At 56.9% G+C, this 22,854-nt stretch carries 22 protein-coding genes and 1 tRNA gene; 13 read left to right on the forward strand and 10 right to left on the reverse strand.

Translation table 11 applies throughout. The features are described 5' to 3' along the window. The first annotated feature begins 58 nt into the window (after positions 1 to 58). Together AAF739_02645 and AAF739_02650 are read left to right on the forward strand one after the other, a co-directional pair. A complete protein-coding gene (locus AAF739_02645; protein MEM6381547.1) occupies positions 59 to 718 on the forward strand; it encodes a helix-turn-helix transcriptional regulator in 660 nt (219 codons plus the stop codon). Further along, a complete protein-coding gene (locus AAF739_02650) occupies positions 675 to 1,481 on the forward strand; it encodes a hypothetical protein (GenBank protein ID MEM6381548.1) in 807 nt (268 codons plus the stop codon). Before AAF739_02645 ends, AAF739_02650 begins: the two co-directional genes overlap by 44 nt. A 31-nt stretch (positions 1,482 to 1,512) precedes the next feature. Here AAF739_02650 and AAF739_02655 read toward each other — a convergent pair whose 3' ends face one another. Then, positions 1,513 to 3,162 carry a lysine--tRNA ligase gene (locus AAF739_02655; protein MEM6381549.1) on the reverse strand — a complete coding sequence of 550 codons (1,650 nt, stop codon included), beginning with the start codon at positions 3,160 to 3,162 and terminating at the stop codon, positions 1,513 to 1,515. 115 nt (positions 3,163 to 3,277) lie between these two features. On the opposite strand from AAF739_02655, the gene AAF739_02660 reads away from it, so the two are divergent. Together AAF739_02660 and AAF739_02665 are read left to right on the forward strand one after the other, a co-directional pair. Further along, positions 3,278 to 3,688 carry a tellurite resistance TerB family protein gene (locus tag AAF739_02660; protein MEM6381550.1) on the forward strand — a complete coding sequence of 137 codons (411 nt, stop codon included), beginning with the start codon at positions 3,278 to 3,280 and terminating at the stop codon, positions 3,686 to 3,688. 183 nt (positions 3,689 to 3,871) lie between these two features. Then, positions 3,872 to 4,765, forward strand: a complete 894-nt coding sequence (locus AAF739_02665) for a sterol desaturase family protein (GenBank protein MEM6381551.1) — start codon at positions 3,872 to 3,874, stop codon at positions 4,763 to 4,765. Here the strand turns inward: AAF739_02665 and AAF739_02670 are convergent. Continuing rightward, a complete protein-coding gene (locus AAF739_02670; GenBank protein ID MEM6381552.1) occupies positions 4,722 to 5,630 on the reverse strand; it encodes a transporter substrate-binding domain-containing protein in 909 nt (302 codons plus the stop codon). The two genes, AAF739_02665 and AAF739_02670, sit on opposite strands and share 44 nt — an antisense overlap. A 414-nt stretch (positions 5,631 to 6,044) precedes the next feature. On the opposite strand from AAF739_02670, the gene AAF739_02675 reads away from it, so the two are divergent. Then, complete coding sequence (locus AAF739_02675) at positions 6,045 to 6,998, forward strand: glycosyltransferase (protein ID MEM6381553.1); 954 nt, start codon at positions 6,045 to 6,047, stop codon at positions 6,996 to 6,998. A 655-nt stretch (positions 6,999 to 7,653) separates the two neighbouring features. On the opposite strand, the gene AAF739_02680 is transcribed toward AAF739_02675, so the two are convergent. After that, entirely contained in the window at positions 7,654 to 8,172 is a 519-nt protein-coding gene (locus tag AAF739_02680) for a hypothetical protein (protein ID MEM6381554.1), read from the reverse strand. A gap of 67 nt (positions 8,173 to 8,239) precedes the next feature. Then, positions 8,240 to 8,464: a DUF6471 domain-containing protein gene (locus AAF739_02685; GenBank protein MEM6381555.1), complete on the reverse strand. Its 225-nt coding sequence runs from the start codon at positions 8,462 to 8,464 to the stop codon at positions 8,240 to 8,242. A 104-nt stretch (positions 8,465 to 8,568) separates the two neighbouring features. Between AAF739_02685 and AAF739_02690 the strand changes: the two genes are divergently transcribed. The 3 genes from AAF739_02690 to AAF739_02700 all read left to right on the forward strand — a co-directional run bounded on the left by AAF739_02690 (position 8,569) and on the right by AAF739_02700 (position 10,343). Then, positions 8,569 to 9,525: an IS1595 family transposase gene (locus AAF739_02690; protein ID MEM6381556.1), complete on the forward strand. Its 957-nt coding sequence runs from the start codon at positions 8,569 to 8,571 to the stop codon at positions 9,523 to 9,525. A gap of 83 nt (positions 9,526 to 9,608) precedes the next feature. Further along, positions 9,609 to 10,025, forward strand: a complete 417-nt coding sequence (locus AAF739_02695; GenBank protein ID MEM6381557.1) for an addiction module toxin RelE — start codon at positions 9,609 to 9,611, stop codon at positions 10,023 to 10,025. Positions 10,026 to 10,034: 9 nt separating this feature from the next. Then, positions 10,035 to 10,343 (forward strand): helix-turn-helix domain-containing protein, encoded by a 309-nt coding sequence (locus tag AAF739_02700; GenBank protein MEM6381558.1) that lies wholly within the window; start codon positions 10,035 to 10,037, stop codon positions 10,341 to 10,343. Here AAF739_02700 and AAF739_02705 read toward each other — a convergent pair. Continuing rightward, entirely contained in the window at positions 10,340 to 10,777 is a 438-nt protein-coding gene (locus tag AAF739_02705; GenBank protein MEM6381559.1) for a hypothetical protein, read from the reverse strand. The genes AAF739_02700 and AAF739_02705 overlap by 4 nt on opposite strands. Before the next feature lie 89 nt (positions 10,778 to 10,866). Here AAF739_02705 and AAF739_02710 point away from each other — a divergent pair, with 89 nt between their 5' ends. After that, positions 10,867 to 11,532 carry a glycosyltransferase gene (locus AAF739_02710; GenBank protein ID MEM6381560.1) on the forward strand — a complete coding sequence of 222 codons (666 nt, stop codon included), beginning with the start codon at positions 10,867 to 10,869 and terminating at the stop codon, positions 11,530 to 11,532. A gap of 55 nt (positions 11,533 to 11,587) precedes the next feature. Here AAF739_02710 and AAF739_02715 read toward each other — a convergent pair. Beyond that, positions 11,588 to 11,661 (reverse strand) — tRNA-Gly (locus tag AAF739_02715). A 129-nt stretch (positions 11,662 to 11,790) separates the two neighbouring features. On the opposite strand from AAF739_02715, the gene AAF739_02720 reads away from it, so the two are divergent. Beyond that, a complete protein-coding gene (locus AAF739_02720; protein MEM6381561.1) occupies positions 11,791 to 12,621 on the forward strand; it encodes an ion transporter in 831 nt (276 codons plus the stop codon). Here the strand turns inward: AAF739_02720 and AAF739_02725 are convergent. Further along, positions 12,618 to 13,727, reverse strand: coding sequence for a 2'-deoxycytidine 5'-triphosphate deaminase (locus tag AAF739_02725; protein ID MEM6381562.1), 1,110 nt, complete (start codon positions 13,725 to 13,727; stop codon positions 12,618 to 12,620). The two genes, AAF739_02720 and AAF739_02725, sit on opposite strands and share 4 nt — an antisense overlap. A 224-nt stretch (positions 13,728 to 13,951) precedes the next feature. Here AAF739_02725 and metZ point away from each other — a divergent pair, with 224 nt between their 5' ends. Further along, positions 13,952 to 15,127, forward strand: a complete 1,176-nt coding sequence (gene metZ / locus AAF739_02730) for an O-succinylhomoserine sulfhydrylase (GenBank protein ID MEM6381563.1) — start codon at positions 13,952 to 13,954, stop codon at positions 15,125 to 15,127. Here metZ and AAF739_02735 read toward each other — a convergent pair. Continuing rightward, on the reverse strand, positions 15,124 to 15,741 hold the full coding sequence (locus tag AAF739_02735) for a CDP-alcohol phosphatidyltransferase family protein (GenBank protein MEM6381564.1): 618 nt from the start codon (positions 15,739 to 15,741) through the stop codon (positions 15,124 to 15,126). The genes metZ and AAF739_02735 overlap by 4 nt on opposite strands. A gap of 167 nt (positions 15,742 to 15,908) precedes the next feature. Between AAF739_02735 and apaG the strand changes: the two genes are divergently transcribed. Beyond that, entirely contained in the window at positions 15,909 to 16,301 is a 393-nt protein-coding gene (gene apaG / locus AAF739_02740; GenBank protein MEM6381565.1) for a Co2+/Mg2+ efflux protein ApaG, read from the forward strand. A 48-nt stretch (positions 16,302 to 16,349) separates the two neighbouring features. Continuing rightward, the gene (locus tag AAF739_02745; protein MEM6381566.1) at positions 16,350 to 17,816 is read left to right on the forward strand and encodes a TrkH family potassium uptake protein; all 1,467 of its coding nucleotides are present in this window, start codon (positions 16,350 to 16,352) and stop codon (positions 17,814 to 17,816) included. 23 nt (positions 17,817 to 17,839) lie between these two features. On the opposite strand, the gene AAF739_02750 is transcribed toward AAF739_02745, so the two are convergent. Further along, the gene (locus AAF739_02750; protein ID MEM6381567.1) at positions 17,840 to 21,376 is read right to left on the reverse strand and encodes an efflux RND transporter permease subunit; all 3,537 of its coding nucleotides are present in this window, start codon (positions 21,374 to 21,376) and stop codon (positions 17,840 to 17,842) included. Continuing rightward, the gene (locus AAF739_02755; protein MEM6381568.1) at positions 21,373 to 22,761 is read right to left on the reverse strand and encodes an HlyD family efflux transporter periplasmic adaptor subunit; all 1,389 of its coding nucleotides are present in this window, start codon (positions 22,759 to 22,761) and stop codon (positions 21,373 to 21,375) included. The genes AAF739_02750 and AAF739_02755 overlap by 4 nt, the downstream gene beginning before the upstream one ends. Positions 22,762 to 22,854: the final 93 nt, after the last annotated feature.

Consider the following 22,854-nt stretch of genomic DNA (forward strand, 5'->3'; position numbering starts at 1 on the left):
GGGTATACGTAGAAAATAGGTAAATTTTCCTATTTTGACGCAGCGTTTCCGGCCCGAAATGTCCCACTATCAAATCTGGTCTGCGATCGATGCTTTGGCTCAACGCAACGGCATGTCTGTATCAGGCCTTGCGCGCAGAGCAGGCCTCGACGCGACGGCGTTCAACAGATCCAAGCGCTACGCCACTGACGGGCGGCCGCGTTGGCCATCGACAGAATCAGTCTTCAAGGTCCTAGCGGTAACCGGTGAAACCTTCGGCAGCTTTGCGCAGAGCCTTGAAAGAGCTCCGGAAACGAAGGCAAGGCAATCGGAGCCCTCACCTCGTGTCGATGGCTTGCGGGTCCCACTTCTGGGTCTCGTACAAGCCGGTAGTGGCGGATACTTCGATGACGCTGGTTTTCCAGTCGGCCATGGGTGGGACTACGTCGAGGTTCCCAGATCAACGGATCCGCAAGCATTCGCCCTCGAAATCAATGGCGATTCCATGTTGCCACTGTACAGAGCAGGCGACGTTCTGGTTGTTTCCCCCGGCGCGGCGTTGCGGCGGAGCGATCGCGTCGTGGTGCGCACACATGACGGCGAGGTCTTGGCGAAGTTGTTGTTGCGACAAACCAAGGACTATGTAGACCTTCATTCGTTCAATCCCGAGCATAATGATCGAAGGATCCAAAGGGATGCCATCGACTGGATCGCACGGATCATCTGGGCCAGTCAGTAAGCGCTCAAGCTTACGAGGTATTGGCGCACTGGTTGCTGCAGTGCTGCTTGCGGGCGCATCGTGGTTCGCCATAACGTACTCAGACCGTGACACGCCGTCCGAGACGCCGAACGTGGAGGGTCCAAGCCCCGCAACTGATGAGCAAATCGAAGCAGATACGGCACCAGGCGAACAATCGACGATCGCTGAACCTGATCAACTCGCGTCGGGCAGACCGGATCCTGAGACCGGCACTCAGGGCGATGCGCCCGTCGACGTGCAGACCGAAATCATTCCAGAGGTCCGCCAGGTCATCCCGGATGCCGAACCCGTCGTCCAGCCGGGAGACCGAGTTGAACGGTTACCGGCGCCACCTCTTCCGGTGGAGCCCCCCCGACCGGTGAACCTTGGTATCGTGGTCGTGGAGAGCGCGAACCGCCTTGATACCCGTCGGGGCATGGTGACCCTCTCGGGAACGCAGGCAGTGGACCCGGATCTGACCTGCCAATTGAGCGATGGCCGGCAGCCCCTTTGCAGCGTGCTTGCCCGAACTGCGGTACGGCGCTTCGTTGGCCAGCGCCGCGTTGATTGCATCCTTGGTATCCGAAGCGATACCGCCGACGACCACGTTACGACCTGCCAGATTGGCGACAGTGACCTCGCCGGTTGGGTCATAGCGCAAGGATGGGCGTACGCCGCTGAGGGCGCCCCTGAAGAGCTGCAGGAAGCTGAGCGATCTGCACGCGAGTTAGGGCTTGGCCTTTGGGCACTCATCGACCGGTAGAAGCGAGAAGCATCAGCTCAACGGCGAACGCTCACGCTTTGGCGATTAACTGGCCCGCGAGAGCTTTTTCGATCAGTTCACGCGTCTCAGTAACGCCGTAGACCTCAACAAATGAACCGAACCGAGGCCCTTTCTCCTCTCCAAGAAGGATTTGATACAGCGCCGCGAACCAGCCTAACGACACACCCGGCCCCCCATCCGGTCCTTTCTTTGCAGGATCTGGAAAGCGCGAGCGACCCACATCATATACCGCATCCTGGATTGCGGCGGCGTCCGCTCCTTCAAGCGCAACAAGCTTCTCGCCGAGCTCGACGAGAGCGAGTCTTTCTTCGTCGCTTGGCGCGCGGTACCGCTTGTTTGGAGCAACGCGCTCCTCGAAGTATCGAACCGCGGACGAAACAAGAGCATCGAAGGCGGGGATATCGCCCTTTTGGACGCCGGATGCGTAGCGCTGGATGTATCCCCACAAAACGTCTTCATCGCGCGCATTCGCAGCGCTTGCGAGATTGAGCAGCATCGAGAATGTAACCGGCAATTGAACGGGTTGCGGCGATCCGGAGTGGATGTGGTAGGTCGGATTGGATAACTTTTGATCCGCAGTCTGGCGCGAGAAAGCGCCCAGATGCTGGAAATACTCATCGACTGCACGCGGGATCACATCAAAGTGCAGTCTCTTTGCCGTGCGCGGCTTTTGGAACATGAACAGTCCAAGGCTCTCCGGTGACGCATAGGACAGCCACTCTTCGATCGTGATCCCGTTCCCCTTCGTTTTCGAGATTTTCTCGCCTCTTTCGTCCAGGAATAATTCATAAACGTAATGCTCAGGAGGCGTGCCGCCGAGCGCACGACAAATCCTGTCGTAGGTCGCTGTGTTCGGCTGATGGTCCTTGCCGTACATTTCGAAGTCGACGCCCAGTGCCGCCCAGCGCATGCCGAAGTCCGGCTTCCATTGAAGCTTGGCGTTGCCGCCCCGCACATCGAGCGTGACATCGCGCCCGTCTTCGTCTTCAAACGTAACGGTGGCATTCGCAGCATCGACTTGCTTCATCGGTACGTACAGAACACGGCCTGACGTCGGAGAGATCGGTAGAATTGGCGAATAGGTGGACCGCCGCTCCTCACCGAGGGTCGGCAGCATGATGTCCATGACCTTTTGGTATCGCTCAAGTGCGCGCACGAGCATTTCATCGAACTTACCCGAACGATAATACTCGGTGGCCGAAGCAAACTCGTAGTCGAAGCCAAACCCATCGAGAAAAGCGCGAAGCTTGGCATTATTGTGGTGCGCAAAGCTGGGCTCAGTGCCACCAAACGGATTGGGCACATCGGTCAGGGTCTTGCCAAGGTGGTCAGCTAGCATCTCTTGGTTCGGCACATTAGCGGGAATCTTGCGCATCCCGTCCATGTCATCGGAGAAGGCAATGAGCCGCGTGGGAACCGCGCCCTGCGTCAACACTTCGAACGCATGACGCACCATCGTCGTTCGCGCGACTTCGCCGAATGTTCCGATATGCGGCAGGCCGGAGGGGCCGTAGCCGGTTTCGAAGATCACCGGCCCGGTTTTACCTGACTTTTCGATACGTTTGACGAGCTTTCGCGCTTCTTCGAACGGCCACGCTTTTGCGCGCGCCGCTGCATCAAAAAGCTCAGGGTCGGCATCATTTATGGCAAGGGCGGTCATCGTCGTCCTTCAACAATCGGGTAGCATGTCTTGCGATGGGAGCGCAGCGTTCCTAGCTTGCGTGTTGGTTGAGATCAATCAACACCCGCACCACGCTGCTGATTAAGGGAAACCAATGTCCGACATATCTGCCCAGGATGCGCTTATCATGCTTATGGTCATGGTATCGGCTTCCGACCGATCGATGAACGATCAGGAGCTCTCGAAAATCGGCCAGGTTGTTTCCTCATTCCCGGTCTTTGAAGGCTACTCCGAGGAGCGGTTGATGCTGACGGTCGAAACAGCCAGCCACGCGCTTTCCGAAGATGAGGGCCTGAAGTCGGTTCTTTCCGCGGTCGCGAGCGCCGTTCCCGATCGCCTGCGCGATACCGCCTATGCGTGCGGTGTCGAGGTTGCGGCAGCCGACTTGTCGCTTGAGCAGGAAGAGCTGCGCATGCTGCAAATCATACGCGATACACTCGGTCTCGATAAACTCACCGTCGCGGCCATCGAACGCTCTGCCATGGCTCGATATCGAGGCGCCTGAGCCTTTTCTCGAGTTGTACGCCTCTAGCGCAAGCGCATGACATACCGTTCAGAAGGTCCGGCCTCACCAACCGCGGCAAATTGCAGCGCTAACGGCAATTGAGGGTTTGCTCACGAGGCTTTGAACTGACGGTTACACCTGCTTGGTCTACGGAGTGTTGCAGGACCAAAGGAGAGAGCAAACGTGCCGGAATTCTCTGAAGCATCAGTACGCCTAGCGGCTTTTGTAAGCATCTTCGCAGCAATGGCTGTGTTCGAGCAGCTGCTGCCGCGTCGTGACCGGTATCCAGCCCGCGCCCGACGCTGGGTGACGAACTGGGGCATGCTAATCGTTGACGCGATCGTCCTGCGGATCGTTTTCCCCACCGCTGCAGTCGGTGTCGCACTGTGGGCCGAGACGGCAAATTTTGGCCTGTTCAACACCTTTGATGTGCCGCTCGTATTTGCTGCCATCATCTGCATTGTGGTCCTGGATTTTGTGGTTTGGCTCGAGCATGTCGCCTCACATCACTGGCAATGGTTGTGGCGCATTCACAAGGTCCATCATGCTGATGTCGACCTTGATGTGACCAGCGCGCTGAGATTTCACCCGTTGGAGATCATCATCTCCATGGTTTGGAAGGGCGCTGTAGTTGCGATCCTCGGGGCGCCAGCGATCGCCGTTTTGATCTTCGAGATCATCTTGAATGGCATGGCGATGTTCAATCACTCGAATGTCAGAGTTCCAAACTGGTTGGACAAGATCATTCGGCAGTTCGTCGTGACGCCCGACATGCACCGTATTCATCACTCGATCATCGAGCGCGAAACAAACACGAATTACGGCTTCAACCTGTCGATCTGGGATCGTCTCTTCGGCGTTTACACGGTCGAGCCCGAGAAGGGGCAAGCAGGCTTGGTGATCGGTCTTGCCGAGCACCAGGATCCGCGCCCAACGGGCCTGCTTTGGAGCCTGCTGCTACCGTTTCAGTCGCATGCAAAGCTGGACGAGACTGCCATTGCCAACATTACCCAGCAGACCGCGCGGCGGGGCCTTAATTCAAACCCAGCGGGTCAAGAGGAAACGCAGTCAGGATGATGGTTTCCAACTCGCCGGAGTTCTCAAGACGGGCCAGCCCCGCATTAATCGCCTGAATGAGTTCAGGCTGGCCACGTGGCACGGCCATTGTGAGCCCCTCGCCGAAGTACCGATTGGAGAACAGCGGCTCCCCAACAAATTGGCAGCAATCCCCCGAACGTGATCCCGCAAGCCAAAAAGCCAGATCTGCACCATCCCCGAAAACATGACTGACATCGCCGCGTCGCAAGGCCTGGAACATAGCGGTCGCGGTGGGAAAGCTGGTGATGTTTGCGCGCCGGTAGGCAGACTGCAAGAACGCGTTGTGTGCCGTACCTTCGATAACCCCGATCTGAGCCCGTTCAACCCAGCCGTCCGCGATGCTGTTTGTGTTTGCGGCGCGTAACGACGCAAAACGGCCAGCGAAACGGAAGTAGGGAAGCGAAAAGCTGATGGATTGCGCCAGTTCCTCCGAAACGGACAACCCAGCGACAAGTACCAGGTTGACCGGGTCGGTCTCCACGGCTGACAGCACCTGATCAAACCGTCGCGCTTGAACGGTGCAGGCAAGTTCCAGGACATCACAAAGACGCCTGACCAGATCAACGTGAAGCCCGACCAAGCGACCTTCCCCGTCGATAAATGCGAAGGGTGGAAAATCGTCGGCTATCACGAACCGCAAGACTGGGCCGGGCATCGGTTCCGGTAACGCAATCCGGCTGCGCGGATTGATGAAGCGCAGTCCCGACAAACCCGCGCCCTGGCTCTGTTGTTGTGCACTCTGCGAGGGATTGAGGACCTGCGCGTGCGAAGACACCGTGTGGCCAACAAGCAGACATGCTACGACCGGTATCAAGATAGCCAAGAAAAACAGGGGCTTGTTCATGAGAGACCCAAATTAAGGACCGGCGCTTCCGGCCGTTTCATGCCGCTTATAACGGTCAATTTTCGTGGTCCCAAGCCCTATGAGCAAGCAATATTACTTACGTAAATACTTGATATATTACTTTTATCTTATGATAATAATCGTATATTTTCTTCAATAAATTCTGATTTTATTGACCTGTCGCTATAATTCATTCACTCTTATTTTGTGACCTCTTGTATTCAATTTAAGCCGCGTAGATCAACGTTGCCAGGGAAACAGTCCGGCGATCCTAAGCATCACGGATATTGGGTAAAGCGGTGCGATGTTGATAAGTGGGTCCCATATTTGCCGTCTAAATACCCGTGCTCAACTGAAGGTCTCGTCGGCAGCGCACCATTCGTTTCAGTGAGAAACGCCAATGGCGACCGCGCGATGATGTATGCAGATACACCGCGCTCTCGCAGCATGGTCGCACGTCTCGAGGAGCGTTACCCGAATGCTTCGGCGAACGTTGTTCTGGCGCCGCGCAACGTTATCCAACCCCTCTGGGCGAAATGCCTTGAGCCCGCGCTGATGCGGTTTGCCTGCGACGCGCTTGCCGACAAGCAACCTCAAATGAGCGCGCGCAGAACGCTCACCGTTTCACAATTCGCCTTCATAGCACTCTTGCTGACCTGCGCGTTCGTTTGGGTTACGGCAAACGCCAGCAGTTTCTTTTCGACAGTAGCGATCCTATTCGGTGGCCTCTACTTCATGCTGTCGATCCTCCGGCTGTTTGCGTGCGTGCGATCCAGTCCCGCACCTGATGGACCAAATACGCGCATCGCCGATAGCGACTTGCCGCCATACTCAGTGCTTGTTGCGGTTTACGACGAAGCTGTAGTGGTCCCACAGCTGGTTCGGGAACTGCTGGCTCTCGATTACCCGGCAGACTTGTTGGATATCCAGATTCTCACCGAAGAGTGCGATGTTGAAACGCGCGCCGCATTGAAGCAATGCACGCTGCCAGATCACATCGCTGTCATAACAGTTCCCAATGGTCATCCAAGAACGAAGCCCAAGGCGCTCAACTTCGACTTGCCGCTGACCCGTGGCCGGTTTGTTGCGGTCTTCGACGCCGAAGACCGGCCCGATCCCGATCAACTTCGGCGCGCCGTAGCCGCCTACCGTGCCTATGACGCGAGAAAGGTCAGCAGGCCGAGCATGCGACCACTTGGCTGCCTGCAGGCGGCGCTACACGTCACAAATAAACGAGACGGCTTCCTCGCCCGTCACTTCCAACTCGAATATGTCGCGCTTTTTGATGCGCTTCTGCCCGTGCTTTCAAATCTGGGGCTGCCGCTGCCCCTTGGCGGCACCTCGAACCACTTCTTCGGTATTAGGTAGCAAACGCACCAAGGGGTAATTCACTTTTTGGATTGCGCGCTTTTCACTTCCGCCTCAACTTGACTGAGTGCATTGTCAGCAGCGTTTAACTCGTTAAGACCTAGGTCCCGCAAATTATACATCAACTCTTTCATGGTACTATACCGTACCCACGCGCCCGATGTTACCACAAGTATTGGCCACAACAATCCTAACACCGCTGCCGAAAACGGTATCCCGTAGAGCGATATAAGGGTTTGCATCGCAGGATTACTCCCCCCAATATCACCATATACTCCTAGCGTGAGACCCAAGCAGCAGTATGCCACTGCAACGCACGAGAGAATGCGCCCGACCCGGTATTGGAATAATACATTAAATATAAGAGAGTTTATCGGTGACTTAAATTTAACCCAATTTACCGATGGGCTCTTTAGGTCAATCGACCTGAGCGTATATATTTTGGAAATTTCTACCGCGTCTTTATACCAGGGAGTATCGGCGACACTGTCTCGCGCACCTTCCGGCACCTCATTGAGGCATTCCTTCACTTCCCTGCTTATCACAGATATGAAGCTAAATATTGGGAGGTTCAGGTAAGCGAGATTAAAAGCTAACGCCAAGCCAAATAACGGCTCCAAAGAAGACAGCAAAATTCTTGAACCTTTGGCATGGTCTAGACAGCAAGCAACCTAAGATCATTTGAGGTTACCCAAACGTCATCGAAAAGACGCTTAAGCCTATGTGTCAAGGTCTTTTCGCCAAAAGACACAACTGCCGTTGCACCGCTTTGATCGCGCTCAAAGCGATAGCCTCGCTCATCCATCAAGGCAAAATTAACATCAACCGGCGATTTCAGTTGGTCAGCCACCTCTTTTATCTGAAAATTTTCAAGCTTTCTGAATTCGCCAAGATAAGGGTTGTGCTCGCTATTGATTGAGTCGATTTCCTCTACCAGTACCATTATGGAAAGCTTGCGGTCCGTAAGCATGCTACGTGCAGCCGCAACGGTTTCAGGCACACAATAGGTACGCGGATCAAACTTTCGCGTGAGTATGCGTACGCTTTCCGAGGCGTGTGCAAACATTCGCTCTAGAATGATAGCCGCATGCTCATGCGTGCCATTCAGTATGATCTCACCAGTTGACTCCCGGATCATGCGGTCAATTTTTTGTTTATAAGTTTCGCTCTGCATGAAGCTACCCGTGCATTTTCGATGTCTTCGGCACCTAATATATTATCTCTGCGCTAATAAGGAACCGTTAAGCTACGCGTAAACTATCGATATCTATGGCTTTTGCGCACTGCAGAAGAAACGCCGCGCTAAACTTACCCCTCGATAACTTATTACGGATGTTGGCCTCTTTCTCGTCAATACCAAGCTCAGAGAGTTTCTGAGCTAGTTGCGCATAGGTCACGCCTTCGCGTTTTAACTCAGCCTTAAGGAGGTTCGCTGCCTTGGCCTCCCAGTCTGTTCGTTCGGGCATATATCACCTGTGACGCAAAAAGTATCGCAAATGATTACATATGCCCTTGTATCTAGTGCGTCAACGTACTATCTACGATACATACGTATCGGAGATAATGACAAATGGCGCAGCACTTCCTTCTTTCGGCCCAAGCCCGCACCTTGTCCCTCAAAGACATCTACAAGGGTGGCGAAGATAAGGCCTATGAGACGTTCAAGCGCCTACGGTGGCCGGAGACAGCTGGTGAGCCCGTCTGCCCTAAGTGTGGTCACTGTGAAGCCTATGACATCACCACGCGCCGCAAGTTCAAGTGCAAGGCCTGCCACGCCCAATTCAGCGTGACTTCGGGCACCATCTTTGCCAGCCGCAAGATGGACTTCACCGATCTGCTTGGCGCGATCTGCATCTTTGTCAATGCGGTCAAGGGCCTGTCTGCGTTGCAGTTGAGCCGTGACCTGGATTGCCAGTACAAGACGGCATTCGTGCTGGCTCACAAGCTGCGTGAAGTGCTGGGCCGTGACGTGCACACCGGTGAAGCCATGGAAGGCCATGTTGAGGTGGACGGTGCATACTTCGGCGGTCATATTCGCCCGCACAACGTTGCAGAGAAGCGCGTTGATCGCCGCTTGAAACGCCACCAGACCGGCAAGCGTCGTGTTGTCGTCGCGTTCCGTGAACGCCTAGGACGCACGCTGCCCTTCATCACCAAGTCAGAAGCCGAAGGCGTTGACCTTGCAAAGATGCACGTTGACCGCATGGCCACCATGTCAGCGGATGAAGCATCGCACTGGGACATGTTGCACGCGGGCTGGGATGTTGACCGCGTCAATCACTCCGCAGCGTACAGCGACCACGGCAAGCATACGAATTGGGTTGAAAGCTATTTCGCGCGTTTGCGTCGTATGGTGACGGGTCAACACCACCATGTGTCACCGCGTTATCTGTACCAGTACGCGAACCATGCCGCATGGCTTGAAGATCATCGCCGCTGTGACAACGGCAGCAACGCGATGACGATAGTTGCGGGTGCAATGGCAGCGCCAGTAAGCCGTGACTGGAAAGGATATTGGCAGCGGTAGGAACACTTTCTTTACGAATTCGTTGACACATATACGCCATTGGCGTACCAACCGTAACGAGGACCGACGGCTGGGATGGCGTAATGAAGATCGTGCAACTTAACCGAGGTGACTGCGGCTACCCTATCACAGTTGCAGAACTAAAGGGTGTCAGTAGACAACTCGAAAAGCTGTTAGGCGAAGATGAGGTCAACGCGCTTGTGGACTTCATTGCCCACAATCCTGAGTCCGGCGTCGTCATGCCAAACACAAACGGCATAAGGAAGCTGCGTTGGAATTTACGGGGCAAGGGCAAGTCGCGGGGAATGCGGGTCATCTACTTCTTTCATGACCTAAACATGCCACTGTTTCTTTTGGCGGTTTACAGCAAGGGCGAGAAACTACGTCCAACAAAGCGGGAGGAGAAACAAATGCGAGACCTGGTGAACAGTCTAAAGGCGGAGCACCGCCGCAAGTGGGAGGAACTTATCGAGGCCACGAACAGCGCAAGCTGCGCTTAAGGGAAAGCTATGTCTGCTTCAAAAATCATAGACGGCCTGCAAGAGGCTCTTGACGTCTCAAGGGGCGACGCAACGGCGCGTATGCGCGTCGTGCGTGTACCTGAAAACGTGGATGTCAAAGCCATTCGTCAGGGCCTTGGCATGTCTCAACAGGGTTTTGCTTTTGCTTTCGGGTTTTCTCTTGCCACTGTTCGTAATTGGGAGCAGGGGCGACGCGTGCCCGAAAAGCCCGCGCGGATGCTCTTGAAGATCATTGAGGAATATCCCCAAGCACTTGAAGTGCTTGAGCGCGATACCGAAAGCGTGGCTGAGGCCTAGGCCACCGACCACACAACATTGCCCTTGCCGTCCGCACCCTTGCGGGCGGCATTGCTTTGTCTGAGACACTTTCCGACGCGCTTCACCAGATCGTTGATGTACCTTCGGTCCCGCGCGTCCTGACCCGATAAAGACACTATATCCTGCGCGATCTGACGGCTTGTCATAGGGCCGTCTGCGTCTCTGAGTACCGACATGCAGGCTCGAAACAGTTCACCCCTGCCAAACACCACATGACGCTTCTGACGGGGCATCATGGCGTCTAGGTCGCCCTCATAGCCCAAGGTGTTCAAGGTGCGGTCTAGAGCGTCGAGATCGTTTTTGATGGCTGCTATGCGGTCTCTGAGCGATTCCGCTTCGCCTAAGAGATCGGCACGCTTGGTAAGCAGGCCCGATATGGTGTGTTCGAAGGTCTCTGTTCGGCTGTAGCGCATGTGCTGACACTAGCACTAAGTGCGATTATGTTCGTCCGCATACTTGGTGCGTTTCATACATAATACCGCACTTCTTGCGGAGCGCCTTGGTGAAGGCGGGTGGCTGGGACCCCTATAACGTCACCGAAGATGCCGACCTTGGCATCCGGTTGGCCCGGCATGGTTATGCGACCGCGACGATTTGGTCGACAACGCGGGAAGATGCACCGCGACATTTCGTTCCGTGGCTGCGGCAACGCTCGCGGTGGTTCAAGGGATGGTGGCAAACGTGGCTTGTCCATATGCGCAGCCCCCTTGCCCTGCTCCGTGACCTCGGTCCGAAGGGCTTTACGGCCTTTCAGTTGACCTTGCTCGCAGTGCTTGTCTCGATGCTCATTCACCCCTTTTTCTTTGCAGCAATCGTCTGGTCGACCATCGAATTGGTGCGCGCGCCTCCAGCTGCGGACAGCCTCGAGACCCTCTTGTACGGCTTGGCTTGCGCCAACTTTTTGCTCGGCTACGTTGCGGCTGGTGCACTTATTTGGGCGGGCGGTCTCAGGCGCGGGCTACCAAACGCATCACCGTGGGTGACCGTCCAAATTCCCGTCTACTGGTTGCTGATGTCCGCTGCGGGCTACCTGGCGCTCTGGGAGCTGATTTGGCGACCACACCATTGGCATAAGACACCGCACACGCCAGCCAAGCAATCCGCCGAAATCGAGGATGATCCAACGGCGAAATGGGCGACGCAGCCGCACTTTCAGACCGCCGAATAGCGAAACGGCCCCACCGGTCCCTGACATCTGATCGGCGTATACGGACGGTCGGGATTGGAGCGGGTGAAGGGAATCGAACCCTCGTCTTAAGCTTGGGAAGCTCCTGCTCTGCCATTGAGCTACACCCGCTCTTGCGAGCTATGTGTCAGAGCGCCATCATCAGATCAAGCGCCCAACGCTGTCGCGACACCTTGCACCGGCGCTTCACGCTCACCATAACCAGCCCGAAAATGTTTCCCCACGAACAGGGCCCGATCCATGCGCGAACGCATTGAAGCTTTGCTGACGTCGCGAAGGTTTGAGATCGCGATCACCACGCTCATTGTTCTCAACGCGATCACCTTGGGGCTAGAAACATCGGACTGGGCCATGCGAAACTTCGGTGGCTTGCTGATTGCCATAGATCGCGCGGTCCTGGTGATCTTTGTCGTTGAACTGCTGCTGCGCTTTTACGTCTATCGGACAAGGTTTTTCCACGATCCATGGCGGGTTTTTGACTTCGTCATCGTCGGCGTTGCGCTTATGCCGGCAACCGGCAACTTGTCGGTCTTGCGAGCGTTACGCATCTTGCGCGTCTTGCGTTTGGTTTCCATGGTGCCATCGCTTCGCCGGGTTGTCGGCGGACTGATCTCAGCGCTGCCGGGCATGGGCTCGATCATGGCGCTTCTGGGTATCATCTTTTACGTGTTTTCCGTCGTAGCAACAAAGCTTTACGGTGCCGGCGAAGGCGCGTGCGAGGCCGTTGCAGGTCGCTGCGAACAGATGGTCGAATGGTTCGGCAACCTCGGCGCCTCGGCCTATTCTCTGTTCCAGATCATGACCCTTGAAAGCTGGTCGATGGGAATTGTCCGACCCGTGATGGAGGTTCACCCGTTTGCGTGGTTGTTTTTCCTGCCCTTCATTTTGTGCACCACTTTCACAGTGCTGAACCTTTTCATCGGTATCATCGTGTCGGCGATGCAGGCTGAGCATGAGGCAACAGCTGAAGAGGAGCGCGCCAATCTCGGCGACCAGCAAAAACTCATCCTCGACGAAGTGAAGGCACTGCGGGCCGAGATCACCACACTCAAGGAATTCGGCAACCGTTAGCTTCGGAAATGTTTGGACAGCTTCAGGCCTTGCGCCTGGTAGTTCGAACGCCCGCCTGCACCGTACAGCTGCGTGGGCCTGTTTCGCATGGGCTCGAAAACCAATCGCCCGATCGTTTGGCCGTGCTCAACCAGAAACGGGACCTCATGCGATCGAACTTCAAGCACCGCTCTGGCGCCCGTTCCTCCAGCCTCCGGGGCACCAAACCCTGGATCAAAAAACCCTGCATAATGCACGCGAAACTCGCCGACCAATGGATCAAAGGGAACCATCTCCGCTGCATAGTCGGCCGGCACATGAACAGCCTCACGGCTGACGAGAATATAGAAGGCCGCAGGATCGAAGATCAGCGTGCCAGAGGGACTGGCAAACAGTGGCTCCCAATAATCTTCACGGTCAAGGACTGCCTCATCATCCACGCGAACCAAACCGCCCGGCCGTCGTGCCCGGTAGCCGATAAGACCGTTTTCGTCCCCCTTAAGATCGATGGATACCGTGAGACCGTTATGGAAAAGCGGCTCAGCTCCGCTTACAAGGCCAAGCCGGCCGTGAAGACTCCTGAGCTCCTTGTCGGACAGAACCTCGTTTCCGCACCGGAACCGTAGCTGCGATAGGCGCGAACCAGGTGTCACCAGAATTGGGAAGCTTTGCGGGGCAACTTCGAGATAGAGCGGGCCGGTGTAACCGCCGGGCACCTGATCGAAAACAGTCCCCTTGTCGGTGATCACTCGGGTGAAGATGTCGAGACGCCCGGTCGAGCTTTTAGGGTTAGTCGTCCCCTTCACCTCAGGCGGCAGATCGAGGCTCTCCTGCAACTCAACAAGGTAAATGCACCCGGCTTCGAGGACAGCCCCCCCTTCAAGAGACATCGTGTGCAGGGCGAGCGTCTCGAGCCTTTCGGCAACGGTCCGGCTAGCGCCCGGCAGAAAGCTAGCCTTGATGCGGTGGGCCGTCTTACCCAGTCGCAGATCGAGACTGGCCGGTTGAACCTGGTCGTCGTCGAGCGGTGTGGCGTGCGTGATCCGACCAGCGGACACAAGAGCTTGGATATCACTATCAGGCAAAATGCCATCATGCGGTCCAAACGGCGGTAACGGTTCTGGCACGACTTTGCCTCCTGCAGTCTTCGAGCGAGTAGGCGAAAAGGAACCCGATACGCAAGCAATCACGGCTAGCCGTTCACAGGCCTTATCGAACCGTTGCGAGGGGAGCAGGCCGGTCAGATCGTTCTATATAGCGGACAGTTGTTCGTCTTGACGAACGTAACGCCTGTGATACCACCATCAGGCTCTTCAAAAAACGCTTAAGTGCCAGCGAACGATCAAAGCTAGTGACCCGACCTCTCCACCCCGACACCGCATTGGTTCATGGCGGCAGCTTGCGGACAGCTTTTGGCGAGACGTCCGAGGCTCTGTTTCTCACCCAAAGCTTCGTCTACGCCTCCGCCGAAGAAGCTGAAGCTCGGTTTGACGGCTCCGACCCGGGCTTCATCTACTCAAGGTTTTCCAACCCAACCGTGAAAATGCTGGAGGATCGCTTGGCCGTTCTGGAGGGCGCCGAGGCGTGCCGAACCATGGCTTCGGGCATGGCAGCGGTGACGGCGGCCATGCTGTGTTCTTTGTCGGCAGGTGACCACGTCGTTGCCGCACAGGCGCTGTTCGGCTCATGCCGTTACGTCGTCGAGGATCTTCTGCCGCGTTACGGCATAGAAACGACCCTTATTGATGGGCGGGACCTGTCCGCCTGGCAAAATGCGGTACGGCCAAACACCAAAGTCTTCTTTTTGGAGACGCCTTCGAACCCAACCCTCGAAGTGATCGACCTCCGTGCCGTCGCAGCAATTGCGCACGATGCAGGTGCAAAACTGTACGTCGACAATGTCTTTGCGACACCCTTGTATCAACGACCGTTGGCGTTCGGAGCCGATGTTGTCATCTATTCCGCAACCAAGCACATGGATGGGCAAGGCCGATGTTTGGGCGGCGCAGTGCTGGCCAGCCAGAAATGGGTCGACGACCACCTTCACACCTTCTTGCGTCAGACCGGCCCGAGCCTTTCCCCGTTCAATGCCTGGGTGATCCTGAAGAGCCTCGAAACCTTCTCCTTGAGGGTCAACAGGCAAACCGACACTGCCAGCGCTCTTGCGGACCGGCTGGCCGCCCATACCCGCGTTTCGCGCGTATATTATCCCCACCGAGCGGACCATCCCGACTTTAAAGTGGCCTCCAATCAAATGGAGCGGGGCGGAACTTTGATTGCGTTCGAAGTTGACGGTGAGAAGCCGGAAACCTTCGCATTTCTCAATCGCCTGCAGATCGTCAAAATCTCAAACAATCTTGGCGATGCGAAAAGCCTGGTTACGCATCCGTCGACCACGACACATCAGCGCCTTGACGAAGCGGAACGGCTAAGGCTGGGCATTCAACCCAACCTCGTTCGCTTATCAGTGGGCCTTGAAAACGTCGAAGACCTTTGGACCGACCTCAACGAGGCACTCAACGGTTAAGCGCTGTCGGGATCAAACGTTTGCCACGCCATGATGATGCGACTGACCGCCGTGATCAGTGTGATCGCTGCAAAGCCATAGGCCAACCAAGGGAACCAGGCGGGCACAAGGCATGCCAGCGCGAAGACTGCTATCGTTTCCGTGCCCTCTGCCAATCCGCCAGTGAAGTACAGCGACTTTGAGCCGCGCAGCTCGGTGGTCATCTGGTGCTTCTCTGCGAGGATGGCGTAGCCGAGAAACGACCCACCATTAATGTAGAACGCGAACAGTAAAACACAGGCTGCAATCGCGTTGGCGGCGGGATCTGCAATAGCAAATCCCAATGGGACAGCGGCGTAAAAGGCATAGTCGCACACGATATCGAGGTAGCCGCCACGATCTGTCTTTTGGGTTGCCCTTGCGACCGCGCCATCAAGGCCGTCGGCCAAGCGGCTGAGTATGAGAAACACAAGCGCCCAGCCGTAAGCACCCAGCCCAATCAACGCACCGCAAAGCAAACCAAACCCAAGGCCCAGAAGCGTTACGCCATCGGCAGTCAAACCCATAGCCGCTAGCCGCTTGCCGAACGCATTGAGCGGGGGATCGATCACGACCCGCATTTTTCCGTCGAGCATGATTTGCGATGCTCCTTTTCCTTCGCGGCGTCCGCGATAGTCCGGCGAGTTTCGTAACACAAGCATCTAACCGTTGACCTCATTCGCTTGTGATCAGACGTGTTGGATAGGGTGACAGCACCACCTGAACATGGGATGCTGGCACGCACGACAAGGACGTACATGCTATGTATCAAGCCGTGACCGCCAACATCCAGGTAACGGTTGAACCTCGCTTTCTACCCGAGGAATCCGAGCCATCATCGGATCGTTATTTCTTCGCCTACTCCGTTGAGATCGCCAATCGCGGCGAGAGCGTGGTTCAAGTGCGGGCCCGGTATTGGCGCATTACCGATGGCATCGGCCGCGTCCAGGAAATACGGGGGGCTGGTGTCGTGGGGGAAGAGCCCGTTATCCATCCGGGCGAGAGCTTTCGGTATACATCGGGGTGTCCACTGGAAACCCCTACCGGTATCATGGTGGGCCATTACGCTGTAGAGACCCTCGATGGCGAACGTTTTACCATTGATATTCCAGCTTTTTCGCTCGATGCGCCGTTTGCCGATCGCACGCTCAACTAAAAGAACAGACAACACAGTAGTGGTCCGCAGGGGTCTGCTCTAGCCATTATGCAGCGCTCCAGCCCGTTCAATACCGGACCTATCTTCCTGATCATCGGGGCGCTTCTAGCGACGCTCGGCGCAGCCATGATGCTGCCCGCGCTTGTTGACCTTGCCGCAGCAAACGATGACTGGGTCGTATTTGCTGCAGGGTCTCTGGTCACTGTAATGGTTGGTCTGGGGCTCACACAAACCGGAAGCGGGCGACCGACGACGCTCTCCTCTCGCCAGGCGGTGTTGATGACCGTTGGCGCATGGACTGTCTTGCCCGCGTTTGCGGCCTTGCCACTTCTTTGGTCTGGCGCCACGACCAGCTACACAGACGCGTTCTTCGAAGCGATGAGTGGCATCACCACGACAGGCGCAACCGTCATCGAGGAGCTTGAAGGGCTGCCACCTGGGGTCCTGGTCTGGCGCTCCATGCTGCAATGGCTGGGAGGGCTCGGCGTCGTGGTGATGGCGGTAGCGATTCTGCCGATGCTCCGCGTTGGAGGTATGCAGCTGTTCAAGACCGAGGCCTTCGATACCCCCGATAAGATCTTGCCGCGCGCGACACAGATTTCCGGGTCACTGATCGCCGTATTTACAGTGTTCACGGCGCTATGCGCTCTGGCCTACGCGGCGGCAGGAATGGAGTTCTTCGACGCCGCCAACCACGCCATGACCACCGTTGCAACGGGCGGATTTTCCACCCGCAGCGCCTCCATCGGAGCCTTCGATTCAGGCGCCGTCGAATGGGTCGCTATCATCTTCATGATATTGGGCTCACTGCCCTTCCTCTTGTACGTACAAGCGGCTCAAGGCCGGCCCATGGGCTTGCTTAAGGACAGCCAAATTCACGTCTTCCTGATCTTGTTGCTTATCTTCAGCGTCTTGCTGGCGATTGTTCTCAATCCGCAGACGGCCGAAGCGGGAGCACTCACCGACCTCCGCCGTGCCACCTTCAACGTTGTCTCGGTCATGACCGGTACTGGCTACGCCTCAACCGACTACGGCGCATGGGGCCCGCTGGCGGTTTCCGTCTTCTTGGTACTGACCCTGATAGGCGGCTGCGCCGGTTCAACCGCCTGTGGCATGAAAGTCTTTCGGGTCCAAATCGCAATCAAGACAGTCAGCCAGCATGTTCGTCGGCTCGCCTACCCGCATGGTGTATTTGTCATGCGGTATAACAGCCACCCCGTCGACGGAACGGTGGTGTCTGCCGTGATGAGCTTTATTTTTCTGTATTTTGTTCTGATTGGTCTGATCGCCATCGCGCTCATGGGAATGGGCCTTGATGCATTGACGGCGATCTCGGGGGCGGCCACCGCTCTCGCGAATGTTGGCCCGGGACTCGGCGATATCATCGGGCCATCAGGCAATTTTAGCACCCTACCAGACCTTGCAAAGTGGCTGCTGTCAGCCGCAATGCTCGTTGGACGCCTCGAGCTTTTCACAGTGCTTGTGCTGATCTTGCCACGCTTCTGGCGCGCATAACAGCGTTGCTGCCGGCTGGCAGGCTACTCCGCTGGCGCCGGCAAGTTGTCCAGCACTTTACGGCCGAACACCGCGCGGATGGACTGCCCAACATCGTCCCCGATCTTCAAAAGCGAAGGGACAAGCACCATCACGAACAGGGTCGCAGTGGCCAGCCCAAATGTGATGGTTATCGCCATCGGTAACAAGAACTGGGCCTGCAGAGACGTCTCGAACAAGAGCGGTGACAGGCCGCCGACGGTGGTCAATGAGGTCAAAAGAATTGCGCGAAACCGGTCCTGGGTGGCCTGCACTGCCGCGTCGGTGACTGACAATCCTTCCTTCAGGCGGTCGTCGAAACGCGATACGAGAATGATGGAGTTGTTCACGAGAATACCCGCCAGGCCCAGCAGGCCGATCAGCGACAGGATCGTCAGCTGAAATCCCATCACCCAATGCCCAAAGATCGCGCCAACGGCTCCAAATGGTATGATCATCATGACAGCGATGGGTCGCCAGTAGCTCGCAAAAATCCAAGCTAAAATGATGTACATCAGCCCTAGGGCGACGACGCCACCCAAACGCAGATCAGCAAACGCTTCGGCCCGCTCCTCCGCTCGTCCGGAAAACTGAAAACTTACGCCATACTGGGCAGCGATACGCTGAAGTTCCCCCTCGCGCAGGGCCGTTTCGATCTCACCATTGTTTGTGACCTCTGGATCAACATCAGCGGTCACCGATATGGTCGTGCGCCCATCCCGCCTTTGGATGACCGCAAAACCTTGGCGATCGGTCAGCGTTACAACCTCCATAAGGGGCACGTAAACGCCCGACGGTGTGCGGACCTCTAGCCTGCGCAATGCACCGCTCCCGCCTTCGCCAAGATCTTGGCGAACAAGAATGGTGATCTCCTCGTCCACTGCCGGTAAGTCGCGCGCAACGCGTCCCCCGACCGCATCGCGGACCTGCGCTCCAATCGATTCAAGGGTAAAGCCCAATGCTTCGCCACGCTCGGTTAGAGCGATGACCAGTTCCGGCTTTCCATACGGCAGATCATCATCGACTCCGGAAACGCCAGGGAAACTCGACAGCACGGTTTGCAGATCTTGCGCGGCGTCTTTCAAGGTCGCGGCGCTTGTCGCCTGCAAGCGAATATCAAGGTCACGCCCCGGCGGGCCACCGCGCCGCTCGAATATTGCGACACGTTCAATGCCTGCAAGTTGCGGCAACTGCTGGCGCCATGCACGCACAAGTTCAGGCGTTCGGACGGAGCGCACTTCGGAGGACGTCAGCTCGACATCAATGGATGCGAAGTTATCGCCGCGATTACGGCCAGCTGTTCCGTAAGACGCGTAGGAGGCGCGAATGAGTGTGTCCTCATCGTCGATGCCCTCCGTCAGACGGGCGTCCGCGAGCCGCAGAGCAGCATCAACTTCCTGCAAGGTCCGCAAGGCAACCGGCTCTGAAACCCCCGGTGCAAAGGTTATAGAGGCGGTTATGTTTTCCGCTTCTGGCGATGGGAAGAAGACAAACCCGACATGGTTGCCGCGGATAACGCCGACGGTCACAATCAAACACGCCACACAGACCGCCAGCGTGACATAGCGCCAGCGTACCGCACCGCGAACAATGGCGCGGAAGGGGTGGTCACGGAGCCAATTAAACGATCGGTCGAAATGGTGGCGGAACCAGCTTTGCTGATGGACGGCTGGAACAGAGCGTGACCCGCGACGCTTCGTGAGCATGCGCAGGCGCAGCAGCTCGATAAGCATCGCAACGATAAACGATGCCGCAGCGATCGAAGCGGGAAGTGCAAACCTCTGAAGACGGCTAGCGATATCGGCCGCAGGATCAGAAACAGCGAAAAGGGGATGAGCGCGCACCGCGCTGGCCAATTCGCCGAGCCCAAGCTGGTCCACCAAAATCGGTTGGAACACCACAACGACGATGGGTGCCGCGATGAGCAAAGCGGTCAGGATGACACGCATCCAGCTAATGCCGATCTTTCTGGTTGCTCCCAGCGAGTGCGCGAGGTGTCCCGGCAGAACGAAGAACACCTCGATCAAGCTGGCGATAAGCACGGCCACAACAATCACCGGCAGGACGCCAATGATCTGACCGATCGTCGATCCGATGAGCAGGATTGGCCCAAAGGCTGCCGTCGTGGTCAACATGGCCGCCATGACCGGCAACATCATCCGCGTTGCGCCGTTCTCGGCTGCCTCGTAGGGCCCGTCACCCATATCAAGGCGCGTCGCGGTGTGCTCGCCGACCACGATGGCATCGTCGACAATGATGCCCAGGGTCATGATCAGCGCAAACAACGACATCATATTGATGGATTCGCCGAACAAATACATCAGTCCGAGCGTTGCCATCATCGCCGTTGGAATGCCGACGGCGACCCAGAAGGCAATACGCATGTTCAAGAAGACAAACAGAATGCCGACAACGACAGCGAGGCCGGTCAAGCCGTTCGTCACCAGCAACTGAATGCGCTGCTGGACCGCGGTGGATCGAAGATCAAAGATCGTGATCGTCAGGGATTGCGGAAACTCGGCTTGCGCCTGTTCGACGGTTGCAACCAAAGCGTCGGCGACATCAAGCACATCGCTGCCAGCGGAGCGATAAACGTCCAGCCGGATCGCGCGGTCTTCGCCCAGAAAACCCTGGGCCTGGCTCCTATCGTAAGACCGCTCGATACGCGCGACATCGCGCAGCTCGATACGCTCGCCGGATGCTTGGCCACGAATAACAACATGCCCGAGCGCTTCAATTGTATCCACATCGCCTAACGTCCGGACCTGTCGCTCGAGCTCACCGTCAAGATTGCCAGAGGGAAGATCGCGGCTGTTCTGCGAAATCCGCCGCGCAATATCCTCCACTGTCAAATCGAGCCGGCGGAGTGTTGCAGCGTTGATCGTGACCTCATATTGCGTGTCACGCATTCCCGAAAAATCAACGCGATCAACACCCCCTTCGACGAGCCGATCACGCAGATCACGCGCATAAGTCTTGAGAACTGCCTCCGAAAAGGGACCGGACACGGCAATCCGTCCCACCCGATCAAAGAAGTCCGATGTCGTGATTTCCGGGGTATCGGCGCCCTCCGGCAATAGCGTCAAACCGCTCATCGCCTGTTCGACGTCCGCGCGCGCGTCCAGCATGTCGGTCGAATCTGAGAACTCCAGCCGGATAGACCCGGACCCTTCGCGTGCATAGCTGAGCATGTCGGTCACGCCGCTGATGAAGCGCACCTCAGGCTCAACAACAGACAGAATGTTTGCTTCAACATCCTCCGCACTCGCACCCGACCACGACACCGAGATGTTGACCGAGTTGGTTTCGACGTCGGGAAAGAACTGCGTGTTCAGATTGGCGAGCCCGTACAACCCAAACAGGATCATCAAGGCCATGACGAGGTTTGCGGCGTTGGGATGACGTGCAAACGCGCCAATGACACCGCGAAGGCCACCACGGCCTGAGCCGGTGGCGGTCAACGGATTGCTGGCCCGCCGAACACGCCCACCGAGCGAAACGAGGCCACCACCACGATCAGTTTTGTCATCATCAGAACTCATGATGCGTTTGCCGAAGCAGTCGGATCGGGAGCGACTCGCTCGACAGCCACGCCCTCACCTGCATTGGCCATGCGCGACGTCACAATCTCGGCGCCATCAAGCGACAGACCATCGGCTGCGCGAACGAGCAGGTGCGTCCCGTCCCATGCAACGATGTGAACATCTCGACGCTGAAGCCGATCATCGACGACCGCAAACACGTGGTTGGTTTCGTAAATTGCAGCTTCTGGTAGCCGCACCGTGTCTTCAAACGCCTGGTCGGGTAGGGTTACGGTAACAAACGCCCCTGGCCGCAGATTTTCTGCAACGCCGGTCTGATCGATGCGCCCAAAAAGCGCAACGCCGCCGGTGTCAGCTGCAATCTGCGCATCAAGCCGGTCGATGACACCCTCAAGCACGATCTCATCACCACCGGTCGACCAATAAACACGTATGGGGCGGCCGCTGAGAAGCTCGTCCTCTGCCGCAATCCGGCCAATCTGGCTGTCCGATAAGGTGAAGCGCACATTGAGCGCGCTATCGTCAAACATCGTGACGAGCACATCGTTGCTGGATACCGCCCGTCCAGGCTCAACGCTTTCGCTGCGCACGACGCCGGTAAAGGGGGCTTTGAGCGCAGTGCGTTCCAGATCCCTGCGAGCCTGACTGAGGCGCCATTCCAATCGCTCGATGGATGCCCGCTGTTGGTCCAGGCGCGCTTGCTCAATGGCAATATTCGCCGAGCGCTGGTCGAGCGACTGCTGGCGCTGGGACACCGTAAGGATCCGCGTATCGAGGTCACGCTCGGTCAGGCTACCAGTGCTGGCAAGTTCCTGTGCACGTTCAAGATCGCGCTGAGCGAGATCCAACTGATCTTCCGTTGCCGCCAATTGAGCAGCTTCCAGCGCGATACGCGCTTCCGCCTCGGCAAAACGGGCTAGCGCTTCGTCGAGATTTGCCTGAGCCTCAACCACCGCTCCGCGATAGCTAAACGTATCGATCTCGATGAGTGTGTCGCCGACATTGACCCGCCTTCCTGCTTCCAGATCAGGATGCACAGCGGTGATCTCGCCGCCAACAAGCGCGCGCAGATCGACCAAACGGCCAGTTACAATTTCGCCAAACACGGAGATCGTCGGCCTGTGGGTCGACAGCTGCACGGTCTCTGTCAGCACTGGTATGCGCCGCTCCACCTGCGGTCGTTGCGGCACCTCGGGCCGTGCAGCCACAAGGCGCTGCATGGTGATGACGCCGGCCATGATGATCACCAGGGCAAGAACCGATGACACAACTGTCTTGAAGGCTATCCACCAGCCTGATGGTTCGCGGTCGCCTTGATGATCAGCAGTGTGCGCACTGCCCTGCGAAGCTTCGTCAAGCTCGGTCTGCCGATCTGGATTTAGCATTCGGTTCTCTCAGTTCGCCGTCCGGTTGCTTCCATCGCCCTCTACGATGTGGGGCGGGAGCTACCGGTGGCCAGTCATCGCTTGAGCCACTGT

Source organism: Pseudomonadota bacterium (assembly GCA_039024915.1).
Taxonomy (GTDB): domain Bacteria; phylum Pseudomonadota; class Alphaproteobacteria; order Rhizobiales; family MH13; genus MH13.

Coding starts and splice junctions, on each gene's coding strand:
- AAF739_02645 (MEM6381547.1), top strand. CDS start 59: ATGTCCCACTATCAAATCTGGTCTGCGATCGATGCTTTGGCTCAACGC.
- AAF739_02650 (MEM6381548.1), top strand. CDS start 675: ATGCCATCGACTGGATCGCACGGATCATCTGGGCCAGTCAGTAAGCGC.
- AAF739_02655 (MEM6381549.1), bottom strand. CDS start 3,162: ATGACCGCCCTTGCCATAAATGATGCCGACCCTGAGCTTTTTGATGCA.
- AAF739_02660 (MEM6381550.1), top strand. CDS start 3,278: ATGTCCGACATATCTGCCCAGGATGCGCTTATCATGCTTATGGTCATG.
- AAF739_02670 (MEM6381552.1), bottom strand. CDS start 5,630: ATGAACAAGCCCCTGTTTTTCTTGGCTATCTTGATACCGGTCGTAGCA.
- AAF739_02675 (MEM6381553.1), top strand. CDS start 6,045: ATGATGTATGCAGATACACCGCGCTCTCGCAGCATGGTCGCACGTCTC.
- AAF739_02680 (MEM6381554.1), bottom strand. CDS start 8,172: ATGCAGAGCGAAACTTATAAACAAAAAATTGACCGCATGATCCGGGAG.
- AAF739_02685 (MEM6381555.1), bottom strand. CDS start 8,464: ATGCCCGAACGAACAGACTGGGAGGCCAAGGCAGCGAACCTCCTTAAG.
- AAF739_02690 (MEM6381556.1), top strand. CDS start 8,569: ATGGCGCAGCACTTCCTTCTTTCGGCCCAAGCCCGCACCTTGTCCCTC.
- AAF739_02695 (MEM6381557.1), top strand. CDS start 9,609: ATGAAGATCGTGCAACTTAACCGAGGTGACTGCGGCTACCCTATCACA.
- AAF739_02700 (MEM6381558.1), top strand. CDS start 10,035: ATGTCTGCTTCAAAAATCATAGACGGCCTGCAAGAGGCTCTTGACGTC.
- AAF739_02705 (MEM6381559.1), bottom strand. CDS start 10,777: ATGCGCTACAGCCGAACAGAGACCTTCGAACACACCATATCGGGCCTG.
- AAF739_02720 (MEM6381561.1), top strand. CDS start 11,791: ATGCGCGAACGCATTGAAGCTTTGCTGACGTCGCGAAGGTTTGAGATC.
- AAF739_02735 (MEM6381564.1), bottom strand. CDS start 15,741: ATGCTCGACGGAAAAATGCGGGTCGTGATCGATCCCCCGCTCAATGCG.
- apaG (MEM6381565.1), top strand. CDS start 15,909: ATGTATCAAGCCGTGACCGCCAACATCCAGGTAACGGTTGAACCTCGC.
- AAF739_02745 (MEM6381566.1), top strand. CDS start 16,350: ATGCAGCGCTCCAGCCCGTTCAATACCGGACCTATCTTCCTGATCATC.
- AAF739_02750 (MEM6381567.1), bottom strand. CDS start 21,376: ATGAGTTCTGATGATGACAAAACTGATCGTGGTGGTGGCCTCGTTTCG.
- AAF739_02755 (MEM6381568.1), bottom strand. CDS start 22,761: ATGCTAAATCCAGATCGGCAGACCGAGCTTGACGAAGCTTCGCAGGGC.